The sequence below is a fragment of the Anatilimnocola aquadivae genome (genome assembly GCF_049819085.1).
Taxonomy (GTDB): domain Bacteria; phylum Planctomycetota; class Planctomycetia; order Pirellulales; family Pirellulaceae; genus Anatilimnocola.
Map to the genome: position 1 here is coordinate 2,025,288 of NZ_CP187419.1, position 15,996 is coordinate 2,041,283.

Below are 15,996 nucleotides of genomic sequence, written 5' to 3' on the forward strand. Positions count from 1 at the left end.
CACACCTCTACACCACATTGTGCGGCGCAAGTCGGCAGGGATGATCGGCGTCACCGAGTTCGAATTGGACGGTGGTGTGCTCGATGCCAAACTGGTCGTGCAGTTCGCGGTGAATGCGGGCGAGCAGCGCGTCGTCGAGCGTGGCATCGGGCTTGACCAAGTGGACCGTAAGAGCCGTTTCGGTCGTGCTCATCGCCCAGATGTGCAGATCGTGTACGGCGACAACACCGGGCAACTGTTGCAGGTAAGCGGTGATTTGGTCGGGGTCGATCCCCGCCGGCACGGCATCGAGAGCCAGGTCGAGCGATTCGCGAAGCAGTCCCCAGGTACCGAAGGTAATCACCACGACAATCACCAGGCTGGTTGCCGGATCGAGCCACAGCCAGCCCGTGAGCATCATCGCCAGCGCCGCGACCACCACGCCGAGCGAGACCGCGGCATCGGCCGCCATGTGCAAGAACGCCCCGCGAATGTTCAGGTCGTTGTGTCCTGACATAAAGAGCCACGCCGTGAAGCCATTCACAAGAAAGCCGATGCCGGCCACGATCATGACGATGCCACTGGCGACGGGCTGAGGCTGAAAGAAGCGGTGCATCGCCTCCCAGGCAATGCCACCGACGGCGATCAGCAGAATGATGGCATTTAGCAGGGCCGCGAGAATCGACGACCGCCGCAGGCCGTACGTTCGCCGCGCGGTGGGCTGCCGAGTAGCGAGTACGCTCGCGCCCCAGGCCAGCAACAGGCCCAATACGTCGCTCAGGTTGTGTCCCGCGTCGGCCAGCAGCGACAACGACTGCGACCAAAGCCCAAAGCCCGCTTCGACAAACACGAATGCCAAATTGAGCATGACGCCAATCGCAAACGCCCGGCCAAAACTGGCCGGCGCATGGCTGTGGCCATGAGCGTGCGATTGATTGTCGTGAGCGTGGGAATGCGCCATGCAGCAACTGGTTCGAGGGTGTGACGGTCTGATGTCACTTTTATTCTAGTCGAGCGGGCGAGCGGCAAAGGGCAGCAGAGGCATTAGACGGAGCACCAGCCGCTTCTTATGTTATTGCGTATGGCTGGTAACGATCTTCCCAATCCGTATGAGTCACCTGCGGCAACTGAAGTTGCTGCCACCTCATGGATTGGCGCGATCCGCAATTTCATCGCGTCATTTGAGCCAAAAACGGTGGAGCAACGGCTCTTGCGTGGGTACGGCGTCGTTCACTACGGAGTCGTCTTTCGGCTCAGCCGTTGGAACACGTCTCTGATTATCGCGGCGCTTCCCATCGGAGTTAATGACGATGAGCACGCGCAACGAAACGTCGTCGAGGCTCAGCGAGTCCTGCGAAAACTGCTGGATCTGCATCCGGCTCTGCACGTGCCATTGCATGGTCGACGTCTCGTGGTGTTGCTGGTAGACAAGTACGGCAACGACGCGACGGAGCTTCGCAGGCAGATTGTATTGCCAAAGGATTGGGCGAATTGGGACGTGGACGATGACGACCTGGATGAAGAGTTGATTCCAGGTGGTTAAGCAGGGCCATTGCTAGGCGATGATGTCCTTGAGGACATGCCCGCCGATGACGCTGGCCCGTTCGTCGCGGCCGTCGTGCAAGAACGTGAGCGACTCTTCGTTGGCACCGAGCAGATGCAAGATGGTGGAATGCAGGTCGCGGACGTGAGCCTGGCCACTGGTGGCCCACAGGCCGATCTCGTCGGTACCGCCGTACTTGAAGCCGGGCTTCACGCCGCCGCCGGCCATAAAGCAGGTAAAGCCAAACGGATTGTGATCGCGGCCGTTGCCACTTTCGCTCATGGGCGTGCGGCCGAACTCGCCGCCCCACACGACGAGCGTCGTATCGAGCAGACCGCGCCGTTTCAAGTCGGCCAGCAAGGCCGCGATGGGCTTGTCGGTTTCGGCACAGTTGGCTTCATGATTCGAATCGAGGTTTGAGTGCGCGTCCCACTGCGTGCCGCTGCCCATGTAGATCTGCACGAAGCGCACACCCCGTTCCACGAGTCGGCGGCCGAGCAAGCAGTTGCGAGCGTTCCGCTGCGTGGTCTCGTTGCCGAAGCCATACAGGGCCAGCGTCTCAGCCGACTCGCGCGAGAAGTCGGCCACTTCCGGAGCGCTCGATTGCATCCGGAAGGCCAGTTCGTACGAAGCGATGTGCGCGTCGAGGCGATCTTCGCCACTTCGCTTTTCGGCATACTGCCGGCTGAGTCCGTTGATGAAGTCGATCTTGGCGCGTTGCTGGGCATCGCTCACGCCCGGTGGTGGCTCGGCATACAGGATGGGAGTCTTGCCCGTGGCCAGTCGCGTCCCTTGATAGGTGGCCGGCATGAAGCCGGAGTTCCAGTTCTGGTTGCCCCCGGGCGGATCGGTCGAGTAATCGGTGAGAACTACGAAGCCCGGCAGGTCAGCGTTCTCGCTGCCGAGACCATACATGGCCCACGCGCCCAGCGAAGGTCGCCCAGCAATCTGGCTGCAGGTATTCATCTGGCAAACGGCATTCACATGCGTCAGCCCTTCCGACTGGCAGCCTTGCAGCAGGCAAAGCTCGTCGGCGTGACGAGCAATCTCGGGATAGAGGTCGCTCACCCAGTGTCCGCAATCGCCGTGCTGCTGGAACTTGCGAGTGGAAGCGAGCAGCGGCGTATGAGCGGTCGCGTTCATCGCCGTTTGCGGCTTCTTGAACGAGGGCGGCAAAGGCTTGCCCGCGTATTTAGCCAGCGCTGGCTTGGAATCGAAAAGATCGATGTGACTCGGCCCACCATCCATGAACAGCCAGATGACATTGGTTGCCTTGGGGCGATGATGGGGCTTTTTCGGTGCCTGCGAGTGAATCACCTTGCTCCCCGCGCCGCGCGATTCATCGGCCAGCAAACTGGCCAGTGCGAGCGCGCCGAGACCTCCACCAGCCTGGCGAAGGAAGTCACGGCGATTGGTTGGGAAGGGAGAGTGCATGAAATTCCGGGCTACTTTCGGTGCGAAACATCATTTAGTCGACGTACACAAACTCGGCTGAGTTCAGCAGAGCCTGGCAAAAATCGACGAGGGCAGCGCCTTGGGCAGGCAAATAACCGTCCGGCAGCGGTTCGGGCTGCGAGGTCACAGGCGGGCTGCCTGCTTGGGCGATTCGCTGGCTCTGCTCACGCAGGAAAGTGAGCGCTGCTTGTAGCTCTTGCGGTTCGGGTGAACGGTTGAAGGTGCGGTCATAAGCTTGCTCGACCATTTGAGTCGGGATGCCCTTCGCTTCGATGAGCAAGTCGCCCGCCATCCGGCGCGAAGTGCTCCGCAGGAACTCACCGTTAAGCAGCAGGAGCGCTTGCGGTGCGCCGATGGTCGCTGGCCGTGCGGCACACGTGGCAACGCGGTTCGGATGATCGAAGGCGGTGAAGAGCGGGTACTGCAGGTTTCGCTTGACGAACAAATAGACGCTGCGGCGAACGTGAGCATCGCGTTCGGGCGTCGGTTGCCAGGCGTAGCGATCTTCGTGCAAAGCGACCGGCAACTCCGGTAGCACGCTGGGGCCGAACATCTGCGTGTTCATGTCTTCGGCAGCGATGAGGGCGGCATCGCGCAGCGACTCGGCATCGCGGCGGCGCAGCGGAGCATGCCAGAGGAGTTCATTCTCGGGGTCGACGTCTTCGGCCCGTTCGTGCAGGCGGTTTTGATCGGAAATCGAAGACTGCCGATAGACGGCCGAGCTGACGATCTCGCGATGGACTTCCTTCAGCCGCCAACCTTCACTGACCAGTTCAACGGCCAGGAAATCGAGCAGCGAAGGATTCTGCGCGGTCTCGCCCATGATGCCAAAGTTATTCGGGGTACCAACGATGCCGCGGCCAAAGTAATGCTGCCACAAGCGATTCACCATCACTCGCGCGGTGAGCGGATGCGTGGGTTGCGTGAGCCAACGGGCAAACGCCGCCCGACGGCCGGTGCTATTGGGGCGCTCGCTGGGCGGCACGATGTCTGGCTCTTCCTTGGAGAGGACCGCCAGATAGCCAGGCTGAACTTCTTCGCCCAGCTTCTTATAATCGCCCCCCTCGAGGCAGCGTGTCGCTGGTGCTCGCGGGCCGATATCGGTGGCCGTCATCGCAGTAGGCAAAGGCTGCGGACGCACGTTGTCGAACGCCGCCAGTTTTTTGGTCAGTTCGTCATACTGCGCGCGTTTGTCGTCCGGCAGCCGACGATGCATCTTGGTGTACTTATATCGCAGCTGCTTCTCTGCGAGCGCCGCCAGTTGCTGGGCCCGCGGATCACGCTCTTCGGGGGCCATCTTCAGGGCAGCTTGCGTTTCGTCGTCGAGCGTGGGAATGATCTCGGCGTTGATCTCCGTCTTGTACGGATCGATCATGGCGTTCATGGTGCGACGCACGTCTTCGGTGGCATCTTCCCAGACATCTAGCTGCTTGTCGTACTTTTGATCCTGCTCGCTGCCGTCGGGCACCAGCACCGACTCTTGGTGGGCGATGGCTGAAAAGAAAGCCTGCAGCTGGAAGTATTCTTTTTGCGAGATGGGATCGAACTTGTGATCGTGGCATCGAGCACAACCAAAGGTGAGTCCGAGAAAGCTTTGGCCGACCACATCGGTAATATCGTCCAGCAATTCCTGGCGAATTTGCCGATAGTCGCTGCCGTTGAGTTCTTCCGGCGATAGTCGCAGAAAGCCGGTAGCAATCTGTGCATCGGGGCTGCTGGGTGCCAGTTCGTCGCCGGCCAATTGCTGTCGCAAGAATTCATCGTAGGGCAAATCAGTGTTGAACGAACGAATCACGTAGTCGCGATAGCGGTAGGCATCGCGGCGGGTCTTATCAAGCTTGAAGCCATCGGTATCGGCATAGCGGACGACATCGAGCCAATGCTGAGCCCACCGCTGACCAAACTCCGGACTGTTGAGGAGCCGGTCGACCAGTTGCTCGTAAGCATCGGGCGAGCGGTCGGCGAGAAAGTCGTCGCACTCTTCCGGAGTGGGCAGCAGGCCGGTGAGGTCGAACGTAGCGCGGCGAATGAGGGTCAGTCGATCGGCTTCGGGGCCCAGATCGATTCCCTTTTTCAGTTGCTCGGCCAGCACGAAGCCATCAATGCCCGAATCGGCTTCGGCATGACTATAGGCAGCGGGAGTGGCCGGCGCTTGCAGCGGTGTAAAGGGCCAGTCCTCGGCAGTAGCCTGCGGCGCGCAGCAGCCGAGGTACCCGAGAAGGGCGCACGACAACATCAGCCGAACGTACCGGCTGTCCAACGGAGTTGTTGACATGACTACAAGCGGAGTAGGTCGCGGACAGTTCCATGGCGGGGGACGCCGAGTCAGCGACGGTGTGGTCCAAGGGCGTTCAGATCGTCCGCGCTCTCAACGCCCGTTGCGAGTTGTGCGTGCGATCACCTCAACCAAAGCCCAGCGAGAGCGACGATCCGAAACGGCGCTTCGCCCCAACGATTGCAAAGGGTGATTCCGGGAGAGGAAACCGCAGGCAAACAACTGGGTGGGATTCAGGCAGCGGGGAACTCGGTCCGGGTGGGAACCCAGACCGGCAGGACTGCAACGAATTAGCCTACTGGGCCCCGTAACGCTGTCAAGCTGAAACCTTACCCTAGCTGGTTCGTAATGGTCCAGTCGCCCTGCAAAGGGAGACTTTAGGGCGGTTTCGCCCCCCATGAACGTCGCTGCTTGGCCATCACCGGCGCTGGACCACGCCAAATGCTCAATTTCAATCCCACGCATTCGCAAACTTGCTATTTGACGTTCTTTCTCCTTTCGCTATCGTGCCCCAGGTGAGTCAGGCTTGACCGGGCAGGCTTCCTTTGCGCAAAGATGTGCGGGGAGGCCAGCTGGCATGAGGCAACGTGCAAGCTTGATGTTAGTCAGGGAGGACGGATGTGAACTCGCTGAAATCGACTTGCGTTATTCTCGTGCTGGCCGGCGTGCTGTACGGGGTTTACGTCACGCTGAATGCTCCCGATAAGTCGCCCTCCGGCAATTTCTCGCAGCAGCAACTGGCGGAGATGAAACCACCGGCCATTGACTTCGGCTCGACCGACCAGGCTCCCGGTGTGGTTCAAGCACCGTTCTTGACGCCCGCGGCTCCACCACCAGGTGCTCCGCCAGCCAATGCCGCCGCTGGTTTCGCCATTCCCGATCGCAGCGTGCCACCGCTCGTGGACATTGCTGACCATCAACACACTCAGCCCGCGCCGTTCACCGCGCCTGCTCCTGCGCCGGAACCGGCCCCACCTGTTTACGAAGCACCTGCCAGCACCGCGCCGTATCCTGCGCCCGCCGCTACCACTCAGCCCACGGTTGAGGTATCCAGCGATCCCCCAACCGCGGATGCGACGAGCACTAGTCCCTCGATTGAAGCGTTTAAGTTGAAGCGGGCGTGGACGAACGTCGAACGTCACGTGCAAGATGGCAAGTTCCGCGACGCGCTCGTCGAACTGTCTCCTTTCGCTACCAATCCACATCTCGCCCACGCCGAGCGAACCCAGTTGCTCACTTGGCTCGACGCGCTGGCTGGCAAGGTGATCTACAGCAACGAACATCTGCTTGCCGAACCGTATCGCGTGCAAGGCCGCTCGCAGACACTCTATGACGTATCGAGCATGTACAAGGTTGACGCTCAGTTGCTGATGAACATCAACGCGGCCGTCGTCAAAGATTCTGCGGTGCTGATTCCTGGCACTGAATTGAAAGTCATTCCCGGTCCGTTTCGCGCAGAGATCAATCTCGCTGCCGGTGAACTGACTCTATTCCTTGGGCAACTCTATGCTGGCAGGTTCTCGTTCACCGTGGGTGACGAGCGACCATCGCCGGGTGTGTACCAAGTGCGCGAGAAGAGTCGTGATAAGACGTACATCGGTCGCGATGGCCGACAATTGGCCGCGACCGATCCTGCCAATCCTTACGGTGGCTGGTGGATCGATCTCGGCAGCAATGTTTCGTTGCATGGCAGCGGTACTGCGGCTGGCCTCGGCTGTGTCAGCTTCAGCCCGCAAGATGCGCAGGACTTGGCGAGCATTTTGAGTTTGAACTCGGAAGTGACGATCAAGCCATAGTGCGCGCCGGTTCTTCCGGCCTGGGTTCGAAAATTGCTATGATCGCGGCATGAGCAACTCATCCGCTGAATCCTCATCCACTAAGTCTTTGTCTCTTGCCGATGTGCAGGCTGCCCGCGAGCGCATCCAGTCTGGCATCGCGCTCACTCCATGCCCGCTGAGCGTGCCGCTGGCCGAACTGACAGGCTGCGAGGCCTTCTGCAAACTCGAGTTCCTGCAGCGAACCGGTTCGTTCAAAGAACGTGGTGCCCGCAACGCTCTGCTGCTGCTCAGTGACGAGGCCAAGCGAAAAGGTGTCATCGCCGCGAGCGCTGGCAATCACGCGCTGGCCCTCGCTTATCACGGCAGCTTGCTGCGCATTCCCGTAACCGTGGTGATGCCGACCTATGCCCCTCTGATTAAACAGACCAATTGCGGAAAACTTGGAGCGAAGGTCGTTGTGTACGGCAGCAGCTTTGCCGAAGCCAAGCAGCGGGCCAGTGAACTGCAGAAAGAACAGGGCCTCACTTATGTCGATGGCTACAACGACCCGGGAGTGATCGCCGGTGCGGGCACGCTGGGGCTGGAAGTGCTGGAACAAGTTCCCGATGTCGATGCCATCATCGTTCCGCTGGGGGGCGGCGGGCTGGTGGCGGGAGTTTCGCTGGCGATCAAGTCGCTGCGACCCGATGTCACCGTCATCGGCGTGCAGGCGGCCAATGCAACCGCGTTTTCCTCGGCAATCGAGGCCGGTTCGCCCGTCGATGTGGTCACTCAGCCCACGCTGGCCGATGGTCTCGCGGTGTCGCGAGCGGGGGCGCTCGCCGTGCAAATCGCCAAGTCACGCATCGACAAAATCGTGACCGTCAGCGAATCGGAACTGGCTTTGGCTGTGGTGCGTTTGATGGAGTTGGAGAAGAGCGTGGTCGAAGGAGCCGGAGCTGCTTCGCTGGCCGCACTCCTCAGTGGCAAGTTGCCCGAACTGGCTGGCAAAAAGGTTGCCCTGTTGTTGTGCGGCGGCAACATCGACCTGACCATTCTCAGTCGCTTGATCGACGCGGCGCTCGTCGCCGATGGTCGACTCGCGAGGTTCACCGCCGAGATCAGCGATCGTCCCGGTGGTCTCGCCAAGTTTGCAACGATGTTGATGGAGATGGGCGTCAGCGTGAAGGACATCGTGCACGATCGCACCTTCTGCGCACCGAATGTCGTAGCGGTGAATGTGCTCTGCACCGTCGAAACGCGCGATGCAGCGCATCTCACCGAACTCTATCGGCAACTTACTGCAGCCGGCATTCGTCACTTCGCGCATGTGGGTCGCGAGTAAGCGCGCAAGCACTCATCGAGCGCCGTCATCAGGCATGCTCTTCGTAAACTTTCTGTTCATCGCGCGATGATGAACCATCCGCGCGCATTCGAGTGCGCGCGATGACGTGCGCGAGAAAAGATTTGAAATCTTGCGCGCGAAGCAAGGTTAGCAATTGCAATGACGCGGGGTCGTCGATTACTTTGAACAGTGCAGTGAGTTGAGTGCACGTCGTTTCACTTGTCTGCATCCGAGTTGAGAGTTGGACTTCTCACGCAAAGCGATGTGCAAAGGTCCTTGTCGAGTTGCTGTTATGTTTCAGGAGTTCGCTCGCTTCCTCACGTTGCCCTCTCGCGCGACCTTTCTCGCTGCGCGAAGTGCCTGGTTGCAGTTGAACGTCGAGCCTCTGACTCCCGCCGAACTGCAGTCCGTCGGTGAGTTGCTTGTTGCGGGTGAAGCGACTGCGGTCATCGAACAAGTGCATGGTTGGAAGTCGCGTGCTGCCCTTTCGCCGCGCGTACACTACTTCGCCGCTGAAGCGCACGAGAGCCTGGGAGAGACCGAACAGGCCGAAATGGAACGCTGGGTTTTCAGCGCTTGCCTGCAAGGCATCTTGGCGACTGGCGACGGCACGCGTCGCAAGGCCTACATCATTTCGCAGCTGTCGGACGAGTACGATGTGCTCAAATTACTTGGCCTGCGCAGCGAAAAACAGCATTTAGTGCAGCGCGGTAGCCGCTCGTACGACGTGCTCAGTTGTGCCGATGGCAGCCAATTGTGGTTCAACGTCAGCGACTTGATTCCTGTGCCCGCAGAGACGATGTCGCCGATACCGCTGGTCGAAGTGAAGCGAATCGAAGCTGGGCGAAGCGATCAAGGAGTCATTCGAACGAAACGTCGAATTTCCGATCCGCGACGAACTGTGCCTCGCTGAACTGATACTTCTGCTCACCGATCAATTCGGTGGCATTCTCAAAGAACCTGGCGATCTTGCGCAGGTGCTGCGAGTCAATGTCTTCTGCCTTCCCTTGCTTGGCGTGCGAGACAACCAGCACAAAGTATTTCCCTTGTCGAGGAACCTGCAGTTCATACTTGCCAGTCTTGTCGGTCTTGGCGAATGCGCCGCCGATCCCGCGCAGGATCGAGATCCCGCGATGATTCTCTTCGGGCGATGAATCCTGCGGCCGCAACCCTTCCACCGGCGATCGCTCGTCGAGCTTCTGCACTTCTTGAGGCAGCACGAAGACGACAGCTCCTTCGTCGCCCTTCTTGGTCACGCCCTGTGTCACTTGCACGAAGCCGCTGATCTTGCAAGGCTTGGCGACGGCGGCCACTTCGGGTTCGCCGCGAAAGAATGCCGAGCCCATCAAAGCGCCGAGAGTAAAGCAGACGATCGCCACACCGGCCAGCAAACCAGCCTGCACATACAGCACATAGCGAGGCAAACTGATGAGGTTGTAGTCTGTCCGCTGCACGACCTGCTCATGCGGTTGTTCGTAAGACGACGAAGCACCCGTATCGAAGATCAGTTCCGAAGTCTCGAGCGGCGACTCGGCCTGTTCGCTCGACTGCTCATTCAAGTGGAACGAAATCGGCGGTGCGGCGGGTTCGTCGAACGTAGCCGGTTCGGGCTCGCCGGTCATCACCAGCATCGACTGGGCGGTCACTTTCTCTTGCGCGACTGGTTCGCCGGGAACTCGTACGCTCTGTTTGCAGCGGGGACAATTCGCCTTGGTGCCTGCCTTTTGCGAGCCCACGCTCAATTTCTGGCCGCAATGTTGACAGGCAAAACGAATCGGCATGGGCGGTCGGCAGTTGGCTGGAAAGAAGTTGGAAAGCGAGCGGCGTGAATCAGCGTCCTTCCAGAGTAACTACCGCGTGAGCCATTGCCCAGCTAACCGTGGCTTCTGCTGCAAAAATGACGTCTTCGCCAAACTAACTACAGGTAGGTCCGAAACCATTCTTCGATTCGCTCTTCCGCAATCGGCGGTACCGCGTGCCCTTGGCGATGATTGAATTGCCCGACGCGAGCAGGCTTACCGGCCAATTCATACACGGGCAACGCCGCGGCGATGTAAGGCCAGCCCTTGTCGCCGTCAGCACTGTTGCCGCCCACGAGCAAAAAAGGCCGCGGAGCGACGCAAGCGAGCAACTCGTGCTGGTCACGCGTAAAGGTTGGCTCATCAATGGCCGGGCCCAAGTACCAGGGCGCGTTCCAGTTCGAAAACTTAAGCCCGATGCCCCCTTCGCTGCTCACGGTTACTTTGATTCGTTCATCGAAGGCAGCCAGATACAGGACTTCCTTCGCGCCCAGTGAGTGACCAACCGCACCGAGGCGCGTCGAATCGACTCCTGGCAACTTCGCCAGGATGTCCACTGCCACCAGAGCGTCGTACAGCATCTTGGCCATGCCTGTACTCTTCGGCACGCGGTCGAGATACTTGCGAGCTTCCTCTTTGGCTGCAATTTTCGCGTCACCGGGCCAAAGGAAATTGCGCGGCGAGAAGGTGATTCGCCCTTGCTGGGCAGCCTTCAGCCCAAAGGCCTTTTGCACATCGGTGCCAAGCCCCGCAGGCTGGCGAATCGTATGGTCGGCCGTCGAATGAAAACAGACGACTCCCGGCGCTGTCCCCAGCAACTCTGTCGGCCTGCAAATGTACGCTTCGGTGATTAACCCCGGTTCGACTTCGTAAGAAACTCGCTGGCGAGTGACATTGCCAACGCGATCTTCTTCCAGCACCTTCACAGGGGGAGGCTTGCCCGGGTCTCGCTTGGCCGGCATCGCACCGACAAGGTTTTGCCACCAGGCGAGTATCTCACCGCGATGTTTTTGCCAAGCTTCCCCAGTGCGGATCGGTTTCCCCTGAGCGTCGACGAGCAGACTCGGAAAATCTTTGGTGCCTTCCGGCAAGGTTGCGGGGCGCTGCTGAATTTCGGCCAGCCACAAGACATCTTTCTTTGTGGTTGCCTCTTCAGCCGTCCAGGCCTGCGCTGGAACGACCGCGGCACAGCTTAGTGCAGCAGCGGAGGTGGCCAGAAATTGCCGGCGACTGGCACGTGGATGTTTGGAATCAGCCATGATTTCACCGTTCTTTGTCCGCGCCCATCAGACCCTTACGGGGATCCACCTTCTTCAGTGCCACTTTGGCCAAGCTGCGGATCGTTTCGTCTTCCTTGGTGTCGTTCAACATGTCCATCAGCTTCGAGACGGCCGGCGCCCCCGCTTTGTCGGTGGCAGCAATTCCCAGCAGCGCTGCCTTGCGAATGTCGTATTCCTTGTCGTCGAGCAACGTCATCAATTTATCGACGCTCGCCTTATCGGCCGGCTTAATGCGGCCTAGGCACTCGATGGCCTTCACTCGCAGTTGCACGGGCGAGCTGTCGGTCGCGGCCAGTACGGCAGGGCGACCCACGGGGCCCATCTTGCTGAGCACGCGACAGGCCGTCATGCGAATGGCCAGATCTTCGTTCTTATCTTCGACGCGCGCGGTCAGTTCCGGCACTATCTTGTCGCCGCGGCGAATCAGCCAGGCTTCGGTCTTCAGCAAGGCTTGGCCGGCATTCCCATCTTTCGAATCGACCCAGCGTTTCACATCGGCCAGCGCGGCGGCGGGACTGTCGTACAGATCTTCTGGTACGTCGATTTTGGTCGCCGGCTGCGGAACGTTCTTGGCCACCGGTCGCTTCTTCTTAACGACCTTCCCGCCATTGTCGGCGGTGGCCACCGGCCGCGAACCGCAGCCTGTAAACAGGAACAAGAGAGGCACCAGCACGATCACCCACGCCAAAGTTCGCATCACCGGCTCCACAGAAACTGACTCGCCCGCAAAGCACCTAGTCTGGAGGCAAAGCGCGCGCTATGCAAGTGACGAAGCGGGGGCGGGCAGGAAAGGAAATGAAGCTCGCTGGCTCCGCGGACGTAACTCAACAAAACCGCCGGGGCGGTCGGGAAAAGTTTGTTCACAAGCCGGTAGGGTTTGTGAACGCCACCCCCAGTAACTCTCGGCTGCGGCGCGCATCAGTGTTCACAAACCCTGCCGGTTTGTGAACACCCTCGGTTTCTGCGGCCTTCGACTTACGTCAATTTCTTCAGTCGCGAGACGCGTCCCGTGCCGACCCATTCGGCGACAAAGATGCTGCCGTCGGCACCAAAGCAGGCATCGTGTGGATGGACGAAGCGTCCAGGTTCCCACAGGTTCTTGTCGCCCCGAATCTTACCGCCATCTTTGGCGTTGATCCGCGCCACGTCATCGCCCAGGCGAGCGACCACTTCGTTCTTCTCGTTGAGCAAGGTGACGCGGGCCTTCAGTTCAGGAATCACCAACAGGTTGTTCCACGTCTCGGCATTGGCGGGCAAGCCATAGCCGGCGAGTGTCTCCAGATACTTGCCTTCCATGTCGAAGTACTGCAGCGTGTTATTCGCCCGGTCGCAGACCACAATCGACGGCTTGCGCCCGGCCCGCTTGTCGACCCAGATGCCATGGGGCGTGTTGAACTTTCCTTCTCCCTTGCCGACGCCGCCGAAGCACGAGAGCCACTTGCCGTCTTTGTCGTAGCGATGCACGTAGTAAGCGCCGTAGCCATCGACGAGCAAAAAGCCGCCATCGTCGAGAAAGGCAAAGTTCGTCGGCAAAAAGCGATCGCGCCCCCAGACCTTCGCGGGCTTGGTGTCTTCGTCGGCGGCATACACGCCCGATTCCATCGGCGCGAACTTTTGCCAGACCTTCTCGCCGGTAAGGGTCAGCTTGGCGAACGTCTTTAGCGCCTGATAGGCACAGACGTACAAGAACTCTTCGCTTCCTTCTTGGCGAATCTCGATGCCGTGGCCACCTCCTTGAAACTGCTCGCCGAAAGCACGGACAAACTTCCCTTCGCTATCGAAGACGAAGATCGACGGGTGGTCCTTCAGGTTGTCGCGGCCCTCGTGAATCACGTACAGGTTGCCCGCTTTGTCGACGGCCACGTTGTGGGTCGTCTGCCACGAGTACTTGGCCGGCAGCTGCGGCCATTCATGCTGCACTTCGAACTTGTGCTCCCCTTCACCGACGACGAGCGGCTTCTCAGCCTTCGCGGTCGTCCAGATTGCCGGGACCGACGTCACTGCGGCCACTGCCGCGGACGTATGCAAGAACTGACGACGCGAAACGCGGCGAGAACGGCTCATGAACATGCTTCCTGAAGGAGAGATATTTCGTGACTCTTGCCCGTTATGATGCCCGCGCGCGCAGCGCCGCACAAGCAAGTTGGCGGTTGATCGTCACACCCAAATCATCTTGCCGATTCAATCCGCTGCGCACCATGACAAGTTCGGAGCCTTCTCGGCAGTGAACAATTCGTAGCCGCAAGTACATTTGGATAGTGCTGGCCACCGACTGTTCGTTTGTGTAGATGCTGGCGCAGATGTTTTGCAGTTGGGACAAGTCACGGTAAGATGCACTCGTGCCCAACTTGGTACGCCGTCGGACGGACCGTAATAGGGCAGCTTGTCTAGGTATTTGGCGTCCACGAAGGGCTCGTACCAATAGTCCAATTCGTATTCTGCAATCCAATGGCCAGCTTCAATCCGCTGCCGTCGATCTCGCACTGCTCCGCGAAATTGATGCTGACTGGGTAAGCACTGGCCTTGGCCCGTTCCTAGTCCAAAGACTACCGTCCGCCTCCTGCGCTGACAGTCAGAGCAATCGAGCGAAACTTCGAGTTGATCACCAGCAGCGGTAACGACACCCGCGTGGAGGCGGAGATCGACGGAAACTGCAGCAATGCGATTCATTCTGACAAACTACGCTAAGCGATATACCCAAAGAACTTCATCGACATCAGCACGCCGAGCGCTGAGAAGTAGATGCCGGACAGAACGAGGCCGATGCGCACGAACCAGTTGGGTCGCAATTGTTTCGGCAACAGCGTGGTGTTGACGATTAGGGTGTGCCACGAACTGAAGGCAAAGGCGAAGTTATAAAACGTCGTCGACATTTCGAAGACGCGACCGGGCTTATCCATCAGCCAGAGAATCGTTAGGCCGCACACGGCACAAATGCAAAGCACAATAAAGTAGACGTACTTTACCGCCGTGCCGGGCAACTTGCGCAGTTGCGGACTAGCCGTCCAGAACACATCGACCCAGCGACGCACAAAGCCATCGGTAGTGGTGGTATGGCTGGTGATCATCACCAGGAAGCCACAGAAGAGCGTGGCTCCCCAAAAGAAGCGACCAAAGTTGGGTCCCGAGATCATCGACCGCAGCGCCGGCATGTAAGCGAGTGTTCCCGAGACGGGTTCGCTGACCCGTTGTTGCACGCCGCCGGCAGTCATGGCCGCGCCGGTCCAACTGCTGGCTTCAGTGCCACGGGGCAGAAACTCGACCGAGAGAATGCTAGGGAGGGAAACGCCGATAAGACACGCGCCCATCCAGACCAGCAATTGATCTCGCAAGATATGCCGATACCAGCGCCGCCAGCGGGGCATGGATTCTTCGTTGACGATAAACACGCTTCCTTCGTGCGACAGGCTGATACCGTGGCCGCCGATCACGCTCGGAATGGCGCCGACTTTCGCACCCATGCCCCAGCCTTGATCGCGCGTGAAGTTGCTGATCGGCGCGTTGGTCAAACCGCCGTTGCCCGCAATCGCCGCCAGACTGCCCAAAGTGGCGATCAGAGACAGGTTGAGCGTGGGGAACGAGCCGTTGTTCCATAGGTAGACAAAGATGTTCTCGGTCGCGTAGCCATCGCGCTTGCCGTCGCCGTCCTGATCTTTCCAAGTCGGTGCACCCTTCTCTTTGCTCGGTGGCAAGCCTTCATTCACATCGAGTCGCCCGTCCTGATCGAAGTCTTCGCCCGGATCGAGGATGCCGTTGCCGTTGAGATCTTCGCCGCGCAACACGGGGACCGTGCCAATCTGAAACAGGCCGGAGAAGATCTCGCCCCAGGTCGCTGGGCGCGAGAAGAAGATTCCCAAGAAGAGCAGAAACGTGATCACGGCAAAGAGCTTAAAGCTCATGACCACCTTCAGCGAGTTGTAAATCTTACCGCCGAAGATCAACGGAATAAGCACGAGCAAGTACAGACCCGTCGCGACGAACTTATGGACCCACCAGTCACGCGGGATGTTATCTGGATCGGGCAGTCGCTGGAGAAAGATAGCTTCGAGCGGGATCGCGGCGTTCACGGCCAGATAGGGCGCGATCGAGCCCCAGTCGAGCATGAAATAGATCAGCACCCAGAACATCGGGTGCGGGGGAATGCGAAACTTGCCGCTGAAAATCGGTTCGCCGCAGTACAAGGTGTAGCGGCTGATCTCGATGTTGTAGATCACCTGAAACAGAATGCTGACGGTGCCAATCCAGAGGAGCGCACCGCCGTACTTGGCCGTGACTGCAGGCCCCGCCAGCCATTCACCGCCGCCAATCGCGGCGGCGCCCATGACGAGCCCCGGACCGACCATCGCCAGCGCGTTCTTCCACTGAAAAGTGGGGGCGTCGCTCAGTTCATCCACGCTCCAACGAGGCATGGCATGCGAACCAGGCCAGGGGGCCAATTCGGCGGCAGGTTTCTTCTCGGCACTCATGCGGGACCAACTTGATCACGGAAGGGAGAGGGACAGTTTCGGCAGGTTGCCCATCATCGACTGCAGCCCGGGGCGGGTCAACCTAAAGCGGCCGAAA

The 15,996-nt window shown here is 59.5% G+C and carries 12 protein-coding genes; 4 read left to right on the forward strand and 8 right to left on the reverse strand.

The annotated features are described in order from the left end of the window. Positions 1 to 7: 7 nt before the first annotated feature. A complete protein-coding gene (locus NA78x_RS08065) occupies positions 8 to 940 on the reverse strand; it encodes a cation diffusion facilitator family transporter (RefSeq protein WP_425617923.1) in 933 nt (310 codons plus the stop codon). A gap of 120 nt (positions 941 to 1,060) precedes the next feature. Between NA78x_RS08065 and NA78x_RS08070 the strand changes: the two genes are divergently transcribed. Continuing rightward, positions 1,061 to 1,522 (forward strand): hypothetical protein, encoded by a 462-nt coding sequence (locus NA78x_RS08070; RefSeq protein WP_425617924.1) that lies wholly within the window; start codon positions 1,061 to 1,063, stop codon positions 1,520 to 1,522. A gap of 12 nt (positions 1,523 to 1,534) precedes the next feature. On the opposite strand, the gene NA78x_RS08075 is transcribed toward NA78x_RS08070, so the two are convergent. Beyond that, positions 1,535 to 2,956, reverse strand: a complete 1,422-nt coding sequence (locus NA78x_RS08075; RefSeq protein WP_425617925.1) for a DUF1501 domain-containing protein — start codon at positions 2,954 to 2,956, stop codon at positions 1,535 to 1,537. Between the two features lie 34 nt (positions 2,957 to 2,990). After that, entirely contained in the window at positions 2,991 to 5,213 is a 2,223-nt protein-coding gene (locus NA78x_RS08080; protein ID WP_425617926.1) for a DUF1549 and DUF1553 domain-containing protein, read from the reverse strand. A 659-nt stretch (positions 5,214 to 5,872) separates the two neighbouring features. Between NA78x_RS08080 and NA78x_RS08085 the strand changes: the two genes are divergently transcribed. From NA78x_RS08085 to NA78x_RS08095, 3 genes are all read left to right on the forward strand, one after another. Next, positions 5,873 to 7,048, forward strand: coding sequence for a L,D-transpeptidase family protein (locus NA78x_RS08085; RefSeq protein WP_425617927.1), 1,176 nt, complete (start codon positions 5,873 to 5,875; stop codon positions 7,046 to 7,048). Positions 7,049 to 7,097: 49 nt separating this feature from the next. Then, positions 7,098 to 8,354, forward strand: a complete 1,257-nt coding sequence (gene ilvA, locus NA78x_RS08090; protein WP_425617928.1) for a threonine ammonia-lyase — start codon at positions 7,098 to 7,100, stop codon at positions 8,352 to 8,354. 292 nt (positions 8,355 to 8,646) lie between these two features. Beyond that, a complete protein-coding gene (locus tag NA78x_RS08095; protein WP_425617929.1) occupies positions 8,647 to 9,267 on the forward strand; it encodes a DUF4919 domain-containing protein in 621 nt (206 codons plus the stop codon). On the opposite strand, the gene NA78x_RS08100 is transcribed toward NA78x_RS08095, so the two are convergent. The 5 genes from NA78x_RS08100 to NA78x_RS08120 all read right to left on the reverse strand — a co-directional run bounded on the left by NA78x_RS08100 (position 9,215) and on the right by NA78x_RS08120 (position 15,899). Continuing rightward, positions 9,215 to 10,135 (reverse strand): hypothetical protein, encoded by a 921-nt coding sequence (locus tag NA78x_RS08100; protein WP_425617930.1) that lies wholly within the window; start codon positions 10,133 to 10,135, stop codon positions 9,215 to 9,217. The two genes, NA78x_RS08095 and NA78x_RS08100, sit on opposite strands and share 53 nt — an antisense overlap. Positions 10,136 to 10,272: 137 nt before the next feature. Continuing rightward, a complete protein-coding gene (locus NA78x_RS08105) occupies positions 10,273 to 11,412 on the reverse strand; it encodes a dienelactone hydrolase family protein (protein WP_425617931.1) in 1,140 nt (379 codons plus the stop codon). 4 nt (positions 11,413 to 11,416) lie between these two features. Next, a complete protein-coding gene (locus NA78x_RS08110) occupies positions 11,417 to 12,130 on the reverse strand; it encodes a HEAT repeat domain-containing protein (protein WP_425617932.1) in 714 nt (237 codons plus the stop codon). A gap of 278 nt (positions 12,131 to 12,408) precedes the next feature. Further along, positions 12,409 to 13,497, reverse strand: coding sequence for a twin-arginine translocation signal domain-containing protein (locus tag NA78x_RS08115; protein ID WP_425617933.1), 1,089 nt, complete (start codon positions 13,495 to 13,497; stop codon positions 12,409 to 12,411). A gap of 620 nt (positions 13,498 to 14,117) precedes the next feature. Continuing rightward, positions 14,118 to 15,899: an Nramp family divalent metal transporter gene (locus tag NA78x_RS08120; RefSeq protein WP_425617934.1), complete on the reverse strand. Its 1,782-nt coding sequence runs from the start codon at positions 15,897 to 15,899 to the stop codon at positions 14,118 to 14,120. Positions 15,900 to 15,996 lie beyond the last annotated feature (97 nt).